Origin of the sequence: Streptomyces sp. NPDC058307 (assembly GCF_042880295.1) — a bacterium.
Taxonomy (GTDB): domain Bacteria; phylum Actinomycetota; class Actinomycetes; order Streptomycetales; family Streptomycetaceae; genus Streptomyces.
Genome location: NZ_JBHVYZ010000010.1, coordinates 76,464 through 93,063, shown reverse-complemented (window position 1 = coordinate 93,063; position 16,600 = coordinate 76,464). Strand labels below are relative to the sequence as shown.

General features: G+C 70.1%; 17 protein-coding genes. 11 read left to right on the top strand and 6 right to left on the bottom strand.

Translation table 11 applies throughout. From position 1 onward, the window contains the following. Together ACFVYN_RS10330 and ACFVYN_RS10325 are read left to right on the top strand one after the other, a co-directional pair. The coding region (locus ACFVYN_RS10330) for a DUF3152 domain-containing protein (RefSeq protein WP_389995332.1) at positions 1–206 on the top strand (206 nt) is incomplete at its 5' end. Positions 207–236: 30 nt separating this feature from the next. Next, on the top strand, positions 237–3,608 hold the full coding sequence (locus ACFVYN_RS10325) for a S8 family serine peptidase (protein ID WP_389995329.1): 3,372 nt from the start codon (positions 237–239) through the stop codon (positions 3,606–3,608). A gap of 89 nt (positions 3,609–3,697) precedes the next feature. Here ACFVYN_RS10325 and ACFVYN_RS10320 read toward each other — a convergent pair whose 3' ends face one another. Then, a complete protein-coding gene (locus ACFVYN_RS10320) occupies positions 3,698–4,228 on the bottom strand; it encodes an ArsI/CadI family heavy metal resistance metalloenzyme (RefSeq protein WP_389995326.1) in 531 nt (176 codons plus the stop codon). A 101-nt stretch (positions 4,229–4,329) separates the two neighbouring features. On the opposite strand from ACFVYN_RS10320, the gene ACFVYN_RS10315 reads away from it, so the two are divergent. From ACFVYN_RS10315 to ACFVYN_RS10305, 3 genes are read left to right on the top strand one after another with little or no spacing between them, the layout of a single operon-like run. Beyond that, complete coding sequence (locus ACFVYN_RS10315; RefSeq protein WP_389995324.1) at positions 4,330–4,707, top strand: ArsR/SmtB family transcription factor; 378 nt, start codon at positions 4,330–4,332, stop codon at positions 4,705–4,707. Continuing rightward, the gene (locus ACFVYN_RS10310; RefSeq protein ID WP_389995321.1) at positions 4,704–5,534 is read left to right on the top strand and encodes an aquaporin; all 831 of its coding nucleotides are present in this window, start codon (positions 4,704–4,706) and stop codon (positions 5,532–5,534) included. Before ACFVYN_RS10315 ends, ACFVYN_RS10310 begins: the two co-directional genes overlap by 4 nt. Continuing rightward, complete coding sequence (locus ACFVYN_RS10305) at positions 5,531–5,950, top strand: arsenate reductase ArsC (RefSeq protein ID WP_389995319.1); 420 nt, start codon at positions 5,531–5,533, stop codon at positions 5,948–5,950. Before ACFVYN_RS10310 ends, ACFVYN_RS10305 begins: the two co-directional genes overlap by 4 nt. Positions 5,951–6,236: 286 nt before the next feature. Here the strand turns inward: ACFVYN_RS10305 and ACFVYN_RS10300 are convergent, their stop codons facing one another. The 3 genes from ACFVYN_RS10300 to ACFVYN_RS10290 all read right to left on the bottom strand — a co-directional run bounded on the left by ACFVYN_RS10300 (position 6,237) and on the right by ACFVYN_RS10290 (position 8,814). Continuing rightward, entirely contained in the window at positions 6,237–7,517 is a 1,281-nt protein-coding gene (locus ACFVYN_RS10300; RefSeq protein ID WP_389995316.1) for an MFS transporter, read from the bottom strand. Between the two features lie 239 nt (positions 7,518–7,756). After that, positions 7,757–8,053 carry a hypothetical protein gene (locus ACFVYN_RS10295; protein WP_389995313.1) on the bottom strand — a complete coding sequence of 99 codons (297 nt, stop codon included), beginning with the start codon at positions 8,051–8,053 and terminating at the stop codon, positions 7,757–7,759. Positions 8,054–8,391: 338 nt separating this feature from the next. Then, the gene (locus tag ACFVYN_RS10290) at positions 8,392–8,814 is read right to left on the bottom strand and encodes a secondary thiamine-phosphate synthase enzyme YjbQ (protein ID WP_389995310.1); all 423 of its coding nucleotides are present in this window, start codon (positions 8,812–8,814) and stop codon (positions 8,392–8,394) included. Between the two features lie 132 nt (positions 8,815–8,946). On the opposite strand from ACFVYN_RS10290, the gene ACFVYN_RS10285 reads away from it, so the two are divergent. The 5 genes from ACFVYN_RS10285 to ACFVYN_RS10265 all read left to right on the top strand — a co-directional run bounded on the left by ACFVYN_RS10285 (position 8,947) and on the right by ACFVYN_RS10265 (position 13,097). Next, positions 8,947–9,030, top strand: a complete 84-nt coding sequence (locus tag ACFVYN_RS10285) for a putative leader peptide (RefSeq protein ID WP_350495123.1) — start codon at positions 8,947–8,949, stop codon at positions 9,028–9,030. A 127-nt stretch (positions 9,031–9,157) separates the two neighbouring features. After that, positions 9,158–10,057, top strand: coding sequence for an ABC transporter permease (locus ACFVYN_RS10280; RefSeq protein ID WP_389995307.1), 900 nt, complete (start codon positions 9,158–9,160; stop codon positions 10,055–10,057). After that, positions 10,030–10,848, top strand: a complete 819-nt coding sequence (locus ACFVYN_RS10275; RefSeq protein WP_389995304.1) for an ABC transporter ATP-binding protein — start codon at positions 10,030–10,032, stop codon at positions 10,846–10,848. Before ACFVYN_RS10280 ends, ACFVYN_RS10275 begins: the two co-directional genes overlap by 28 nt. A 110-nt stretch (positions 10,849–10,958) precedes the next feature. Further along, positions 10,959–11,981: an ABC transporter substrate-binding protein gene (locus ACFVYN_RS10270; RefSeq protein ID WP_389995301.1), complete on the top strand. Its 1,023-nt coding sequence runs from the start codon at positions 10,959–10,961 to the stop codon at positions 11,979–11,981. Between the two features lie 39 nt (positions 11,982–12,020). Further along, positions 12,021–13,097, top strand: coding sequence for an NAD(P)-binding domain-containing protein (locus tag ACFVYN_RS10265; RefSeq protein ID WP_389995298.1), 1,077 nt, complete (start codon positions 12,021–12,023; stop codon positions 13,095–13,097). Positions 13,098–13,104: 7 nt separating this feature from the next. On the opposite strand, the gene mltG is transcribed toward ACFVYN_RS10265, so the two are convergent. Both mltG and ACFVYN_RS10255 read right to left on the bottom strand, forming a co-directional pair. Further along, positions 13,105–13,959, bottom strand: coding sequence for an endolytic transglycosylase MltG (mltG, locus tag ACFVYN_RS10260; protein WP_389995295.1), 855 nt, complete (start codon positions 13,957–13,959; stop codon positions 13,105–13,107). Positions 13,960–14,021: 62 nt separating this feature from the next. After that, positions 14,022–15,878 (bottom strand): ABC transporter ATP-binding protein, encoded by a 1,857-nt coding sequence (locus ACFVYN_RS10255; protein ID WP_389995293.1) that lies wholly within the window; start codon positions 15,876–15,878, stop codon positions 14,022–14,024. A gap of 94 nt (positions 15,879–15,972) precedes the next feature. Between ACFVYN_RS10255 and ACFVYN_RS10250 the strand changes: the two genes are divergently transcribed. Next, positions 15,973–16,410 (top strand): MarR family winged helix-turn-helix transcriptional regulator, encoded by a 438-nt coding sequence (locus ACFVYN_RS10250; RefSeq protein WP_389995290.1) that lies wholly within the window; start codon positions 15,973–15,975, stop codon positions 16,408–16,410. The last annotated feature ends 190 nt before the right edge of the window (positions 16,411–16,600 follow it).

Here is a 16,600-nt window from a genome sequence, read left to right as displayed (position 1 = left end):
CCCCCGAGGACGTCGTCGGGTACCGCTCGCTGATCATCAACCACGAGGTGGGCCACTTCCTCGGCCACGGCCATGTGACCTGCCCCGGCAAGGGGCAACCGGCCCCCGCGATGATGCAGCAGATCAAGGGCCTGCTCGGCTGCGTCCCCAATGTCTGGCCGTACGACAACGACGGCCGTCTCCTCACGGGCCCCTCCGTCCCGTGACGCATCTCCCCCCAACTGTCAGGAGTTCAGATGGAGTTACGCGTACGCCGCAGACATGCGGTCATGGCCGCGGGAGTGGCTTCCGCGGCCCTGGTCCTCGCCGGGCTCCCGGCCGGAGCGGGAGCCGCCGACAGCGCGGGAGCCGTCGACACCGGGGGCGGTCGTACGGCCGCCGCGGTACGGACGGTCACGCTGGTCACCGGTGACCGGGTCCTGGTCGGCGACAAGGGGCAGGTCTCCGGAGTGGAACGGGCACCGGGCCGCAAGGACATGCCGTTCTCGGTCCGGGAGGTCGCCGGGCACACCCGAGTGGTACCCGGTGACGCCGAACTGCTGCTCGCCCAGGGCAAGTTGGACGCGCGACTGTTCGACGTGACCCAGCTGCTCAAGGACGGCTACGACGACGCGGGCCGCTCCGACGTACCGCTGATCGTCACGTTCAAGGGCAAGAAGGCGCCCTCGATGAGCCCGTTCACCGAGGCCGGGGCCCGGATGGGCCGTACGCTGCCCGTGGTCAACGGCAGGTCGATGCGTTCCGTCAAGAAGCGGACCACCGACTTCTGGGACACCGTCACCAGCGAGGAGTCCGGGACCGTCGAGAAGGTCTGGCTGGACGGCCGGCGCAAGGCCTCGCTCGACAAGAGCGTCCCCCAGATCGGGGCACCCACCGCGTGGGCCGCCGGGTACGACGGCACCGGGGTGAAGGTCGCCGTCCTGGACACCGGGGTCGACACCTCCCACCCCGATCTGGCGCACCAGGTGGTCGAGGAGAAGGACTTCTCGGGCTCCGACGGCACCGGCGACAAGTTCGGACACGGTACGCATGTGGCGTCCACCGTGGCCGGTACGGGTGCCAAGTCCGACGGCAAGTACAAGGGGGTCGCGCCGGGCGCGAAGATCCTCAACGGCAAGGTCCTGGACGACACGGGCTTCGGCTCGGACTCCGGGATCATCGCCGGCATGGAGTGGGCGGTGACCGAGGGAGCGGACGTCGTCAACCTCAGCCTCGGCGGCACCGATCTGCCGGGCACCGATCCGATGGAGGAGGCCGTGAACCGGCTCTCCGCCGACTCCGACACGCTCTTCGTCGTGGCTGCGGGCAACGAGGGCGAGTTCGGCGAGGGCACGGTCGGCTCTCCCGGCAGCGCGGACGCCGCGCTCACCGTCGGCGCGGTCGACAAGTCCGACGTGCTCGCCGACTTCTCCAGCCGTGGCCCGCGGGTCGGGGACGCCGGGGTCAAACCGGACCTGACCGCGCCCGGTGTCGAGATCACGGCAGCGGCGGCGGCCGGCAGCATCGTCGAGAAGGAGTACCCCTCCGGCGTCCCCGGCTACGCCACCCTCGACGGTACGTCCATGGCGACCCCGCATGTCGCGGGTGCCGCCGCCCTCCTCGCCCAGCAGCATCCCGACTGGAGCGGCGAGCGTCTCAAGGCGGTCCTCACCGGCTCCGCGAAGCCGGGCACGTACAGCTCCTTCCAGCAGGGCACCGGCCGTACCGATCTGGTCCGGGCGCTGGGACAGAACGTCGTCACCGAGCAGGGGCCGCTCGACTTCGGCGAGCAGCAGTGGCCGCACGCCGACGACAAGCCGTCCAGCAAGCAGCTCACCTACCGCAACCTCGGCACCGAGCCGGTCACCCTGGACCTGTCCGTCGACGCCTTCGCGGTGGACGGGAAGCCCGCCGCCGAGGGAATGTTCAGCGTCTCCCCGCAGCGGATCACCGTCCCGGCTGGCTCCACCGCGAGCGCCGAGGTCACGGCGGACACCCGCGCGGGCAGTGCCGACGGCAGCTTCGGCGGTTCGGTGCAGGCCACGTCGGCCGACGGCAAGGTGCAGGTGCGGTCCGCCGTCGGAGTGGCGCGTGAGGTGGAGTCGTACAGCCTGACGCTGAAGCACCTCGACGAGAGCGGCGCGCCGACCGGGGACGCGGCCACCTCCGTCGCCGACTTCGACGGCGACTTCTACGCCGAGTACGCCGACGAGCAGGACGGCGAGCTGACGGTACGGCTACCCAAGGGCGACTACATCCTCAGCGGGGTCATCCACCCGGAGACCTCGTCGCCCGCCCACGGCATTCTGGTGGAGCCGAGGTTCCGGCTGGACGGCGACAAGACCGTCACCGTGGACGCCCGGCAGGCGAAGCCGGTGGACATCACCGTGCCGGACCCGGCGGCCGAGAACACCGACGCCACCGTCCTGATCGGCTTCGGACGCGGGGAGGGCAAGCGGGACGGTTCACTCGAGTACCTGATGCCGACCTTCAAGGGCTCGCGGTTCGGGCGGCTCGGCGGCGGGGAGCCCGTGGACGGGCTCAACTCCCTGTACTCCGGCGGCTGGTCCGCACACGGCGCCGACGGCAGTCGCGTCAACTACCACGCGGCCTGGTACCGAAAGGGCGATCTGGACGGTTTCACCGCCAAGGTCGAGCGGAAGCGGCTGGCGAAGGTCGACCTCCAGGTGGGCGAGGCCGTCGACGGCCGGCGCGTCCAGGCCGAGGTGAGCCCGCACCTGCCCGACGGCGAACTGGTGCGCGGCTTCACCGACATGCGGGGCGACCTGCCGTTCCGGAGCACCGAGTACATCCTCGACAACGGTGTGAAGTGGTCCATGCGTACCTGGCAGGTCTCCGGTGAGGACCGGGAGTCGGTCTTCGAGAACTTCCTCATGCGGATGCCGCAGACCTGGAAGGCCGGTCACAGCTATCAGGAGCGCTTCAACGTCGGCGTCTTCGGCCCGGCACTGGCCGGCACCGGACAGCTCGGACCCGCCGGGGGCTTCCCCGGTGCCGCCCGCATGGGCAACACCCTCAGGGCGTACCTCCCGCTGTTCGGCGACGGCGCCGGACACTGGGGCATCAGCGACACGACCGCGGTGACGACCAGGCTGGAGGCGAACGGCAAGGAGATCACCGACGACTACGGCATCCCGCCGACCGACGGGGTCACCGAGTACACGGTCCCGGAAGGGGACACCGCGTACCGGCTGACGGTGGACAACTCCCGTGACCCGGCCGTGTATCCGGTGAGCACCCGCGTCCACGCGGAGTGGACCTTCCGCTCGGCGAAGACCCCGGAGAGCGAGTTCGCCTCCCTGCCGCTGTCGACGATCCGCTTCAGCCCCGAGCTGACCCTGGCGAGTACGGCGAAGGCGGGCAAGCGCTTCGAGGTGCCCTTCACCGTCGAGGGTGCGGCGGCAGGGCAGCCCCCGGCGAAGCTCGCCTTCCAGGTGTCGTACGACGAGGGGAAGACCTGGCAGTCCGCCAAGTCCGTCGGCGGCACGCACCTGTCGCTGAAGCACCCGGCGACTGCAGGCTCCGTCTCCCTGCGCGCGGAGCTGACCGACCGGGCGGGCAACACCCTGACCCAGACGATCGAAAGGGCCTATCTGACCACCCCGTAACCCCGGTGTACGCACCCCTGCCCGGGACGGCCTCGCCGCTGTCCCGGGCAGGGGTGTTCGGCGGATGCCCTGGGAGGCGCGGGCCGAGGTCAGCTTCCGCAGGCACATCCCGCGGCGGCCTTCGCCTCGGCGGGGTTCTGCGCGGGATCGAGGGCCTGCTCCTGGGGAGTGCAGCAGGCGGTGGTGCCGCAGCAGGCGTGAAGGGCGGCGTCCGGTGAGGTATCCGGTGAGGTGTCGGCCTTCTCCAGGGTGTCGGCGTCGGCCTTCACCACGTACACCTCCCACGGCTCCCTGCCCGGGCCGTGCACCCACACCTTGTCCTGCAGGGCGTAGCAGCAGGAGGTGTCGTTCTCCTCGAACGTGGCCAGGCCGGCCTCCTTCAGCCGGGTCGTGGCGGCGTTGACGTCCTCGGTGCCGGCGACCTCCACGCCGAGGTGGTCGAGGCGGGTCTCCTCGCCGCTCTCGCCCTCGATGAGGACCAGCTTCAGCGGGGGCTCGGTGACGGCGAAGTTGGCGTAGCCCTCACGCCGCTTGGCGGGCTCGGTGCCGAAGAGCTTGGAGTAGAAGGCGATCGAGCCTTCCAGGTCGGCGACGCGCAGGGCCAGCTGGACTCGGGACATGACGGTCTCCCATTCGGGACGATGCTGTATCGACTGCTGTATCGACAAGTGTCGATACAGCGGAGGTTGCCACTTGGATAGATGGATGTCAACATAGACCCATGTCGAAACAAGCTGATCTGACGGTGCTCGGTCAGGACGAGGTCTGCTGCGCCCCGATGGTCCGTGAGCCGCTGGGGGCAGGGGACGCGGCCGAGCTGTCGCGGATGTTCAAAGCGCTGTCGGACCCCATCCGGCTGCGCCTGCTGTCCCTGATCGCCTCCCACGAGGGCGGCGAGGCGTGCGTGTGCGACCTGACCGGCCCGTTCGACGTCTCCCAGCCGACCATCTCCCACCACCTGAAGGTGCTGCGCGAGGCGGGGCTGGTCGGCTCGGAACGGCGGGGGACCTGGGTGTACTACTGGGTGCTCCCCGAGGCCCTGGGCAGACTGTCCGCCCTCCTCGAGACACCGGCCGTACCCGCGAGGGCCTCCGCGTGAGCACCTCTGCCCCTCTCGCGCGACGGGCGGCGGCCGAGGCCGTCGGCACAGCCGCGCTGGTGGCGGTCGTGGTCGGCTCGGGGATCCAGGCGAGTGAGCTGACCCGCGACATCGGTGTGCAACTGCTGGCCAACTCCCTGGCCACCGTGTTCGGCCTGGGCGTGCTCATCGCCCTGCTCGGCCCCGTTTCCGGGGCGCACTTCAACCCCGTCGTGACCCTCGCCGCCTGGCTCACCGGCCGCCGTACGGCCGACGGTCCCGGGCCACGGGACGTGGTGGCGTACGTGGCCGCCCAGATGGTCGGGGCCATCGTCGGCGCGGTCCTGGCGGACGCCATGTTCGCCCGGCCCCTGGTGCGGTGGTCGACGCACGACCGGTTCGCCGGACATCTGTGGCTGGGCGAAGCGGTCGCCACCGCGGGACTGGTGTGGCTGATCTTCGGGCTGGCACGGGCGGGCCGGGCGCACCTGGCGCCGGTGGGGGTCGCCTCCTACATCGGCGCCGCCTACTGGTTCACCTCCTCCACCAGCTTCGCCAACCCTGCCGTGACCATCGGCCGGGCCTTCACCGACACCTTCGCCGGCATCGCCCCCGCCTCCGTGGCACCGTTCCTCGCCGCGCAGCTCGCCGGCGCGGGCATCGGTCTCGTCCTCGTAGCCGTCACGTTCGGCCGTCGCGCGCCCGTGACCGGGGACGAGGTCGTCGTCCCGCACGGCGATCAACAGCTCCCCGCCCGACCCGCAGAAGGCCCACCCGCAGAAGCCCGACCCACTGAAGCCCGACCCACTGAAGCCCGACCCGCAGAAGAAAGCGCCGTGTCCTCATGAGCTCTCCCGCCGCCCCGTCCGTGCTGTTCGTGTGCGTGCACAACGCCGGCCGGTCCCAGATGGCCGCCGCCTTCCTCACCCGCCTGGCGGGGGACGGGGTCCAGGTCCGCTCCGCCGGTTCCGCACCCGCCGACTCGGTGAACCCTGCCGTCGTGGAGGCCATGAAGGAGAGCGGTATCGACATCTCCGCCGAGACCCCGGAGCTCCTCACCGCCGATGCGGTCCAGGCCTCCGACGTGGTCATCACGATGGGCTGCGGGGACGCCTGCCCGTACTTCCCGGGCAAGCGGTACCTGGACTGGACGCTGGACGACCCCGCCGGTCAGGGCGTCGGAGCCGTCCGGCCGATCCGCGACGAGATCGAACGGCGCGTGCGCGACCTGCTCGCCGAGCTCGGCGTGGAGGTGACGCAGTGAGTACGGCACCGGCGCCCGGAGGCCGATGAGGCGACCCGAGTACGGCGCGGGCATCCGGATTACGTTGACGCGGCCCCGGCACTGCACCGACGCGGCTCGGACCGCGTCATCGCGTCCCGGACACCGGTGCGATGCTCGGTCGCCTCATCGGCCGGGACGCCGGTGCGGTGCTCGGGCCACTTCACGTGACCCTGATGCCTTCGCCGCGGTCGAGCCGTCCGAGGCCCCCTTCGTCGCCCTCGATGATCGGCGGGCGACGGGCCCTGACTGGTACGGGGAGGCGGGACTACGCGCTGTCGGCCACCGCGGTGCTCGGGGTCGGGCCGCCCGGGGCGCCGGAGCTGCCGGAGCCGCCGAAGCGGATGCCCTTGGCCTCCTTGCCGACGGCACTCAGCACGATGACCACGGCCAGGGCGGGCACCACGGTCCAGGCCATCGCCGCCGGATAGCCGTGCCGTTCGGCGAGGGCTTCCTGGATCGGGAGGTTGAGGGCGGCGATCAGGTTGCCGAGCTGGTAGGTGACGCCCGGGTAGAAGCCGCGGATCGCGTCCGGGCTCATCTCCGTCAGGTGCGCGGGGATGACACCCCAGGCTCCCTGGACGCACATCTGCATGAGGAAGGAGGACAGCATCAGCCAGCCCACGGCCGTGGACAGCACGAAGAACGGCACCACGACGAGACCCCCGGCCGCCGCGATCATGATCGTGCGGCGGCGCCCCAGCCTCTCGGAGAAGGCGCCGAGCAGCGCGCCTCCGATGATGGCGCCGATGTTGTAGACGACGGCGATGGCGATGGAGGTGTCCGGGGAGAGGCCCAGGCCCTTCTTGACGAAGGTCGGGTAGATGTCCTGGGTGCCGTGCGACATCCAGTTGAACGCGGTCATCAGCGCGACGAGGTACACGAAGCGCTTCAGCACCGCCGGGTCTCTGAACACCTGGTACGCCGGGGTCCGGTTGAGCTTGACGCTCTTCTCCCACACCTCGCTCTCCTCCACCCGGGTCCGCACCCACAGGGCGACCAGGGCGGGCACCAGACTGAACGCGAACAACCCGCGCCAGCCGAAGGCGGGTTCGATGACGAAGAACGCCACGGCGGCGAGCAGATACCCCAGCGAATAGCCGCTCTGCAGCAGCCCGGACCAGAATCCGCGCCGCTCGGCGGGGATCTTCTCCATGGCGAGAGCCGCGCCCAGGCCCCACTCGCCGCCCATGCCGATGCCGTACAGCAGGCGGAGGACCAGCAGGACGGCGTAGTTGGGCGCGAAGGCGCAGGCGAATCCGACGATGGAGTAGAAGACCACGTCGACCATGAGCGGGAGCCGGCGGCCCCTGCGGTCGGCCCACATGCCGAAGACGAAGGCACCGACCGGCCGCATCACGAGGGTGGCGGTGGTGAGGAAGGCCATGTCGGTGAGGGAGACATGGAAGTCGTCGGCTATCTCGCTGTAGACGAGGACCACGAGGAAGTAGTCGAACGCGTCCATCGCCCATCCCAGATAGGCGGCGACGAACGCGTTGCGCTGGTCCTTGGTGAGCCCCGTCGCCTGCTCTCGAACGGTCGTCAGCATGCCGGTCCTTCCCACGGTTCCGCAGGTGAGGCTAGGTCCGCGTGACGGGACAGGCAACGCATGCACGGGCAAAGCAAGAGCCACAATTATCCCAAGGCGAGGACCCGTTCATCGTCCGAGCGCCGTCCGCCGACGCCGGGCACGGCCGAACACACTGAAGCGTCGGCCCCGCGGCGAGGGACGCGGCTCACCCTTCGCACCCGCACAGCGCAGCACAGTGGAACTGCGCCACATCGGAACTACTCGTCCACGCTGTCTCCGTCGTAGCTCGCGGCGGTCCAGACCGGGAGTTCACGGGCGGCGAGCGGCGCGACGACGGCGCTGAGCATCCCCGTCGCCTCCGGGTCGTGCGCGTCATCGCCGTTCCACAGCGCCGCCCATCCGTCCTCGGCCATGTCGTCGCGCAGCATCGCCGCGCCCCCGTCCGGACCGAGCACGAGTGCGAGCAGGTGGGAGTCGGCGGCGGCCGTGCGGACCTCGGCCCCCCACCGGAGAGTGAAACGGCCCTCGAGCACGCGCAGGTTCTGGGTTCGCATCGCCGGCATCGTGGTCATGCGCCGCACGGGCGGCTCACCCGGTGGCGTAGGACCGGCCTCCGGGCGACTGCCTCGGCCGTCGCCGTCATGAGCCATGCGACAGCCCGCCCGTCGGGCGACAGCAATCCCGAGTGCCGCCGCCACCGGGCGACACAGACGGGACCGTCACCATCGACCCCATCCGGCCTCATGATCACCAGAGTGCCGGGACCGGGCGTCACCCTCGGGACCGAGTTCCTGTCCGCCACGGAGGGGCTCCGCGCAGGACCACGCCTCGCCCTGTCCGCAGACGCGGGGCCCCGGGCCGTGTCTGGTGGCCACCCCTCGGACGATCCGGCTCATCCCAGGAAGCTCAACCTCACGTGACGGTTGGGGTTGTCCCTGTTCGTGTCCACCAGGCACACCGACTGCCAGGTCCCCAGCTCCAGCTGCCCGTTCACCACCGGCAGCGTGGCGTGTGGAGGCACGATCGCCGGGAGGACATGGTCGCGGCCGTGGCCGGGGCTGCCGTGGCGGTGCTGCCAGCGGTCGTCGGCGGGGAGAAGGGTGTGGAGGGCGGCCAGGAGGTCGTCGTCACTGCCGGCGCCCGTCTCGATGATCGCGACGCCTGCCGTCGCGTGCGGGACGAAGATGTTGAGAAGGCCGTCGCGCCCTGCGGCGGCCTCCCTCAGGAAGGCCTCGCAGTCGCCGGTGAGGTCGACGATCCGCTCCGCGGAACCGGAGGCGACGTTCAGGACTCGGGTGGTGAAAGCGTCTGACATGCCCCCATCCTCACCCCTCCCACCGGATTCACTCGTCATGGATCGTTCATGACGGACCATTCCGCGATACGGCGAGTCCAGTCCGCGAGACGCCATTGACCGTGCACACGCCGACTGGCTAGTTTCGGCCACATGTTGCGTTCAGTCCTGCTCACCACGCGCGGTCACATCGACCTGCTGCGGGTGGCCTCCGCCGCGTGTCGCCGCGGCTGCTGACGCCCTTTCCTCGCTCCCTTTCCCCACCCTCGCTCCGCTGACGGAAGCGTGCACTGATCCGTGCCGTCCTGTGCGGTGGTGTCGAGGCGTGCCCCTCACCGGCCGCTCTCCCCCTCCGTGGAGCATCATGAGCATCAGCCATGCCCCGCCCGGCTCCTCCGCACCCGACATATCGGAAACATCCCACCAGGATGCCGTCGAGCTCACCACCCTCGGCCCCGCTCCAGAGCTCGAACCCATCGTCCCCGCCTCCTCACGCCGCACCCGCGTCCCCCGCTGGCTGCGCCGCACCACCGGTCCCGTCCTGCTGCTGGCGTTGTGGCAACTCCTCAGCAGCACAGGCGTGCTGAGCGCCGACGTCCTCGCCTCCCCCGGCCGTATCGCGCAGGTCGCCGGCGATCTGATCGCCGACGGTTCACTGACCTCGGCGATGACGACCTCGCTCCAGCGGGTCGCGGGCGGGCTGCTGCTCGGTACCGTCATCGGCACCGGACTCGCCCTCGTCTCGGGCCTGTTCCGGGTGGGCGAGGACATCGTGGACGCACCGGTGCAGATGTTGCGGACCGTGCCGTTCGTCGGTCTGATCCCGCTGTTCATCATCTGGTTCGGCATCGGCGAGGCCCCGAAGATCGCCATCATCACGCTCGGTGTGACCTTTCCGCTCTACCTCAACGTCTACGCGGGCATCCGAGGCGTGGACTCGCAGTTGATCGAGGCCGGGGAGTCCCTCGGTCTCTCGCGGTGGGGGCTCGTGCGGCATGTCATCCTGCCGGGCGCGCTGCCCGGCGCCATGACCGGTCTGCGCTACTCGCTCGGCATCTCCTGGCTCGCGCTGGTCTTCGCCGAGCAGGTCAACGCGGACTCCGGCATCGGCTTCCTGATGGTGCAGGCACGGGACTTCCTGCGCACCGACGTCATCGTGGTCTGCCTGATCGTCTACGCCTTCCTCGGTCTGCTGGCCGACTTCATCGTCCGCTCCCTCGAAAGGCTGCTGCTGCAATGGCGACCGACGTTCACCGGCCGGTGATCTCCCAGGTGTCCGGCACGTCCGACACAGCTGACGCAACTGACACAGTTGAGGCGCCAGAAGCATCCGAGGTGCCCCGTCCCGCGCAGGCCGTCCGTGTCGAAGGTCTGACCCGCTCCTTCGACGGCCGTGCCGTCATCGACAACCTCCGCCTCGACGTCCGGCCGGGCGAGTTCGTGGCCCTGCTGGGCCGCAGCGGCTGCGGCAAGTCCACCCTGCTGCGCATCCTCGCCGGACTCGACCGGGACATCGAGGGCACCGTCCTGGTCCCGCGCCGCAAGGCGGTCGCCTTCCAGGCACCCCGGCTGATGCCGTGGAAGAAGGTGTGGCGCAACGTCCTGCTGGGCCTGCCCGGCAAGCCGGGCCGTGCCGTCGCCGACCGGGCCCTGGAGGAGGTCGGTCTGAGCCACCGTACGGACGCCTGGCCCAAGACCCTCTCCGGCGGCGAGGCCCAACGCGCTTCCCTGGCTCGGGCGTTGGTGCGCGAGCCCGATCTCCTGTTGCTGGACGAGCCGTTCGGCGCGCTCGACGCGCTCACCCGCATCAAGGCCCAGCGCCTGGTGGGCGAGTTGTGGCAGCGCCGCGGCTGCGCGGTGCTGCTGGTGACGCACGACGTCGAGGAGGCCGTCCTGCTCGCCGACCGGGTCCTTGTGATGGACGAGGGGGTCATCGCGCACGAGCAGGAGATCGACCTCGACCGGCCGCGCGACATCACCGATCCCCGGTTCGCGGAGATCCGCGGGCAGCTCCTAGAGCGCCTGGGCGTCGACACGGCCGCCGAAGCCGCCTGAACCGCTCCCGTCCCCCTTCCCCATCCCCATCCCGGTCCCCATCCCCGTCCCCGTCCCCGAGTCTCACCCGTAACCCCCACCCCCTACCCAGTTCCACAGAACGGATCCCCATGCGACGTCGCCTCGCCCCCGCCGCACTGCTCCTGCCCTTCGCCCTTCTGCTCACCGCCTGCGGTGGGAACGCGTCCGCCGGCACGGGCTCCGACACCGACGGCAAGGGCTCCCTCACGCTCAACGTCGGTGACCAGAAGGGTGGTTCGGAGGCGATCCTGCGCGCCGCCGGGGAGCTCGACAACCTCGACTACAAGATCAAGTGGTCGACCTTCACCTCCGGCCCGCCGCTTCTGGAGGCCGTCAACGCGAAGGCCGTCGACATCGGCGGCGTCGGCAACACCCCGCCGGTGTTCGCGGCCGGCGCCGACTCGAAGATCACGGTGGTGGCGGCCTGGCACGGGACGTCCAAGGGCGACGCCATCCTGGTCCCGAACGACTCCAAGCTGACCGACCCCGCGCAGCTCAAGGGCAGGTCCGTCGCCGTGGCGCAGGGGTCCTCGGCCAACTACCAGCTGGTCGCCTCCCTCAAGAAGGCCGGGCTCGGCCTGAACGACGTGAAGGTCAAGTACCTCCAACCGGCCGACGCGCTCGCCGCGTTCACCTCCGGCAAGGTCGACGCGTGGGCGGTGTGGGATCCGTACACCTCGCAGATCCTCCAGGCGAAGCAGGGCCGTGTGCTGACGACCGGGGAGGGCATCACCAACGGTCTGACCTTCCAGGTTGCGGCGCCGGGCGCGCTGAAGGACAAGAAGAAGGCCGCCGCGATCAAGGACTACCTGGAGCGGCTGCGGCGCGCCTACAAGTGGGTCTACTCCCATGAGTCGGACTGGGCGAAGGTGTGGGCGAAGGAGACGGGGCTGCCCGAGGACGTGGCGCTGGCCGCGGTGAAGCGGACGTACACCACCCGGGTCGAGGTGGCCGTGGACCAGCAGCTCATCGCCTCGGAGCAGGAGATCGCCGACACGTTCACCTCGCTGAAGCTGATCCCGAGGAAGGTGGACTTCGGGAGCTTCGTGGACACCCGGTTCAACGGCGATCTGCCCGCGTCGACCTCCGCACCCCGCCCCTCCGAGGGCTGACACGGGAAGATCCACGCCCTCGCCACCGTTGGTAGAAACGTGAACAACACGCGCGAGGTCGAGGTAGTCGTCGTAGGCGCTGGTCAGGCAGGTCTGTCCAGCGCCTACCACCTGCGCCGCACCGGTTTCGAGCCGGAGCGCGACTTCGTGGTCCTTGACCACTCCCCCGCCGCCGGCGGCGCCTGGCAGTTCAGGTGGCCGTCGCTGACGTACGGCAAGGTCCACGGCATGCACGCGCTGCCCGGGATGGAGCTCACGGGCGCCGATCCGCAGCGGCCGTCGTCGGAGGTGATCGCCGAGTACTTCACGGCGTACGAGCGAGCCTTCGACCTTCGGGTACGGCGGCCGGTGGACGTGCGTGCCGTGCGCGAGGGCGAGGAGGGCCGGCTGCTCGTGGAGACCTCGGACGGCACCTGGTCGACGCGGGCGCTGATCAACGCGACCGGCACCTGGGACCGGCCGTTCTGGCCGCGCTATCCCGGCCAGGAGACCTTCCGCGGGCGGCAGTTGCACACCGCGCAGTACCCCGGGCCCGAGGCGTTCGCCGGGCTGCGGGTGGTCGTGGTGGGCGGGGGTGCGTCCGGCACCCAGCACCTCATGGAGCTCGCTCCGTACGCGGCCGCCACCACCTGGGTGACCAGGCGTGAGCCCGTGTTCCGCGAGGGCCCCTTCACCGAGGACATCGGCCGGGAGGCCGTGGCACTCGTCGAGGAGCGGGTGCGGCAGGGGCTGCCGCCGAAGAGCGTGGTGTCGGTGACCGGCCTGCCGCTGAGTGACGCGGTCCGGCAGGCGATCGCGGACGGCGTCCTGGACCGGCAGCCCATGTTCGACCGGATCACGCCCGAGGGCGTCCAGTGGAACGACGGGCGGCAGGTGGACGCCGATGTGATCCTGTGGGCGACCGGGTTCCGGGCCGCCGTCGATCACCTGGCCCCGCTGAAGCTGCGCGAGCCGGGTGGCGGGATCCGGGTCGAGGGCACGCGCGCGGTCGCCGACCCGCGGGTCCATCTCGTCGGCTACGGCCCGTCGGCGAGCACCATCGGCGCCAACCGCGCGGGCCGTGCGGCCGTACGCGACATCAGGCGACTGCTGGCGGCGGCGCCTGTCGCCGCCTGACACTCCCTCAAGATCCCTCTTGTTTTGGAGACTTGCTCTGGTTCTTGTTGAACTCGGCCACGTTGCGCCGGTGTTCGTCGAAGCTGTTCGTGAAGCGGGTGTCCCCCGGCTTCACGGTCACGAAGTACAGCCAGTCCCCCGGGGTGGGGTTGATGGCCGCACGCATCGCGGCCTCACCCGGGTTGTCGATCGGGGTCGGGGGCAGTCCCATGCGCTGGTACGAGTTGTAGGGACTGTCGATCCGGAGGTCGGCGCCGGTCGTCCGCAGGGTGGAGCGGTTCAGCGCGTAGTTGATGGTGGAGTCCATCTGCAACGGCATCCCGCGCTCCAGGCGGTTGAAGACGACCCGGGCCACCTTCCCCATGTCGGCCTCGGTCGCCGCCTCGGCCTGGACGATGCTCGCGATGGTGATCGCCTGGTAGACGTTCATCGCGTTGCGCTGGGCGCCTGCTGCGATGGGGGCGCCGCTGAACTTCTTGTTCGCGGTGTCGACCATGAACGACAGCAGCGCCTCGGGCGTCGTCTTCCTCCCGTTGCGCTCCAAGGGATACGTCGCCGGGAAGAGATACCCCTCAGGGTTGCCCTCCGCCTCTGCCGGCAGCCTGAGGTGCGCCTTGGCCAGGGACTTCTTGGCGGTGCCCGGAGGCCGGGCGAGGGCCTTGTCGACGGCGTCGTAGATCTGCCCGGCCCGCCAGCCCTCCGGGATCACCAGGGTGGTGGGCTCACTGCTCCCCTCGCCCTCAAGGCTGAGCAGCGGCACCGCCACGGCGGTGCCGGCCACGACGGCCCCGGTCGCGATGAGGACGAGACGGCCCCGGCGCGTCAGTCGAATCGTGCTCCGTGGCGGAGTGTTCCTGTACATGCGGGCACGGTAACCCGCATAGCGTCACAAACCAGGCATATCTTCGGCTTGTCGGTCTCGGTTCAGCTGGTCGGTTCCAGTTGCGCGTCCTCGTGCGCGGGGTCCAGTCGGGGATCCTCGTGCGCGGGGTCCAATCGGGCGTCCCGGCGTACGAGCTCCGCGTACCGTCCCTCCTTCTCCAGCAGTTCCTCGTGCGTCCCGCGCTCGGCGACCTGGCCGGAGTCGAGGACCACGATCTGGTCGGCGTTCCGGATGGTGGACAGGCGGTGCGCGATGGTGAGCGTGGTGCGGTTGGCCGACAGCGCGTCGATGGCCTCCTGCACGGCGTGCTCAGTACGGGTGTCCAGGGCACTCGTCGCCTCGTCCAGGATGAGGACGGGCGGGTCTCGCAGAATGGTCCGCGCGATGGCCAGACGCTGCTTCTCACCACCGGAGAACCGGTGGCCACGCTCTCCGACGACGGTGTCGTACCCGTCCGGCAGCGAGCTGATGTGGTCGTGGATCTGGGCCGCCCGCGCCGCCTGCTCGATCTCCTCGTCGGTCGCGTCCGGCTTGGCGAAGCGCAGATTGTCGGCGACCGAGGCGTGGAAGAGGTACGTCTCCTGCGAGACGACCCCGATGGCCCGCGCGAGAGTGTCGAAGTCCAGGTCGCGGACGTCGACCCCGTCGAGGGTGACCCGGCCGCCGGTCACGTCGTAGAGCCGCGGGACCAGATAGCCGAGCGTGGACTTGCCAGCGCCGGTCGGGCCGACGACCGCGAGACTGCTGCCCGCCGGGACGTCGATGTCGATGCCGTCGAGGATGGGGGCGCCCTTGCCGTCGTACCGGAACTCGACGTTCTCCAGGCGGACCTCGCCCTTGACGCGGTCGAGGTGGACCGGGTCCTCGCGCTCGGTGATGTCGATCGGCAGGTCGAGGTACTCGAAGATGCGCTGGAAGAGCGCGAGCGAGGTCTGGATCTGGACGCCGGTCGACAGCAGGCTCACGGCTGGGCGGAACAGGCCCTGCTGGAGCGAGACGAAGGCGACGATGGTGCCGATGGAGATGTCGGGGCCGCCGGTCTTGAGGGCGATGCCCGCGGTCCAGTAGATGACGGCGGGCATCGCGGACATGACGATCCCGATGACGGCCATGCGCCAGCGGCCGGCCATGTTCGACCGCACTTCGAGGTCGACAAGCCCCTCGGACTCGTCGGCGAAGGACCGGGTCAGCGAGTCGGAGCGGCCCATGGTGCGGCCGAGCAGGATGCCGCTGACGGAGAGCGACTCGGTGACGGTCGCGGCCATCGCGGCCATCTGCTTCTGGCGCTGGGTGGTGATCTTCTTGCGTTCGTTGCCGACGCGGCGGCTGATCCACACGAACACCGGGAGCAGCAGCAGCGAGACGACGGTCAGCCGCCAGTCGAGGGCGATCATCGCGACGATGGTGGCGATGACGCTGGTCAGGTTGGAGACCAGGGAGGTGGCCGTCGAGGTGACGGTGGCCTGCATGCCGCCGATGTCGTTGGCGATGCGGGACTGCACCTCGCCGGTGCGGGTGCGGGTGAAGAAGGCGAGCGACATGCGCTGCAGACGGCCGTAGACCGCGGTGCGCAAATCGTGCATGACGCGCTGGCCGACCGTGGTGGAGATCAGGGTCTGCAGGACGCCGAAGATGCCGGTGAGGACGGCACTGAGGATCATGCCCAGCGCGAGCAGGCTGAGCAGCCCGGTACGGCCCTGGGGGATGGCCACGTCCAGCGTTTCCTTCAGCAGGAACGGGGTGGCCACGGTGACGAGGGAGGCGGCGCCGACCAGCAGGCCGACGACGGCGAGCTTCGCGCGGTAGGGCTTGAAGAGCCGGAGGATGCGGCGCACCTGACGGGGCTGGTCGGCCGAGGTGCCGGGGGCGGGCGTCCAGTCGATGTGATCGCGGGGCATGGTCTCCTACGGAAGGTGAGGTGATGCGGACTGACGGAGCCTAGCTCATTGTTACCTATGCTCACAATGAACTAGGTCCTGATATTGTTCCCGCATGACCACGCCAGATTCCGACAGCCTGCTCGCCGAGCAGTTGCTCAGGCTCACGCGCCGGGTGCACGGCATCCAGAAGCGTCAGCTTCATGAGCGCGGTCTCGGCGTGACACCGGCCCAGTCCCGGCTGCTGCGCACCCTCGCGCACTGGGAGACACCACCCCGCATGGCCGATCTCGCCGAGCGGCTGGAGGTGGTGCCGCGTGCGGTGACCACCCTCGTCGACGGGCTGGAAGCGAGCGGCAAGGTGCGCCGGGTGCCCGATCCGGCCAATCGCCGGGTCATCCGCATCGAGCTGACCGAGGAAGGCCTCAAAACCCTTCAGGGACTGAGGGATGTGCGCCGGGCCGCCGCGGAGGAGATCCTCGCGCCGCTGACAAACGAGCAGCGGGACGTACTCGGCGGATTGCTGGACATGCTGGTGGACGGGCGGCACTGAGCGAGGGCGGCGCCGGCGAGGGCAGCGGTGCGGGAAGGCGGTACTGGGGGAAGGCGGTACTGCGGGAAGGCGGTACTGGGGAACAGGCCGCGGCCCCCGCTCCGGAAGACGGCCGGGGTGGCCGGGGGCGGTTGAGGCCATACCGGCAAACCACCAAGGAAGCCCACAACAATAACGGGTCGCAGTACGG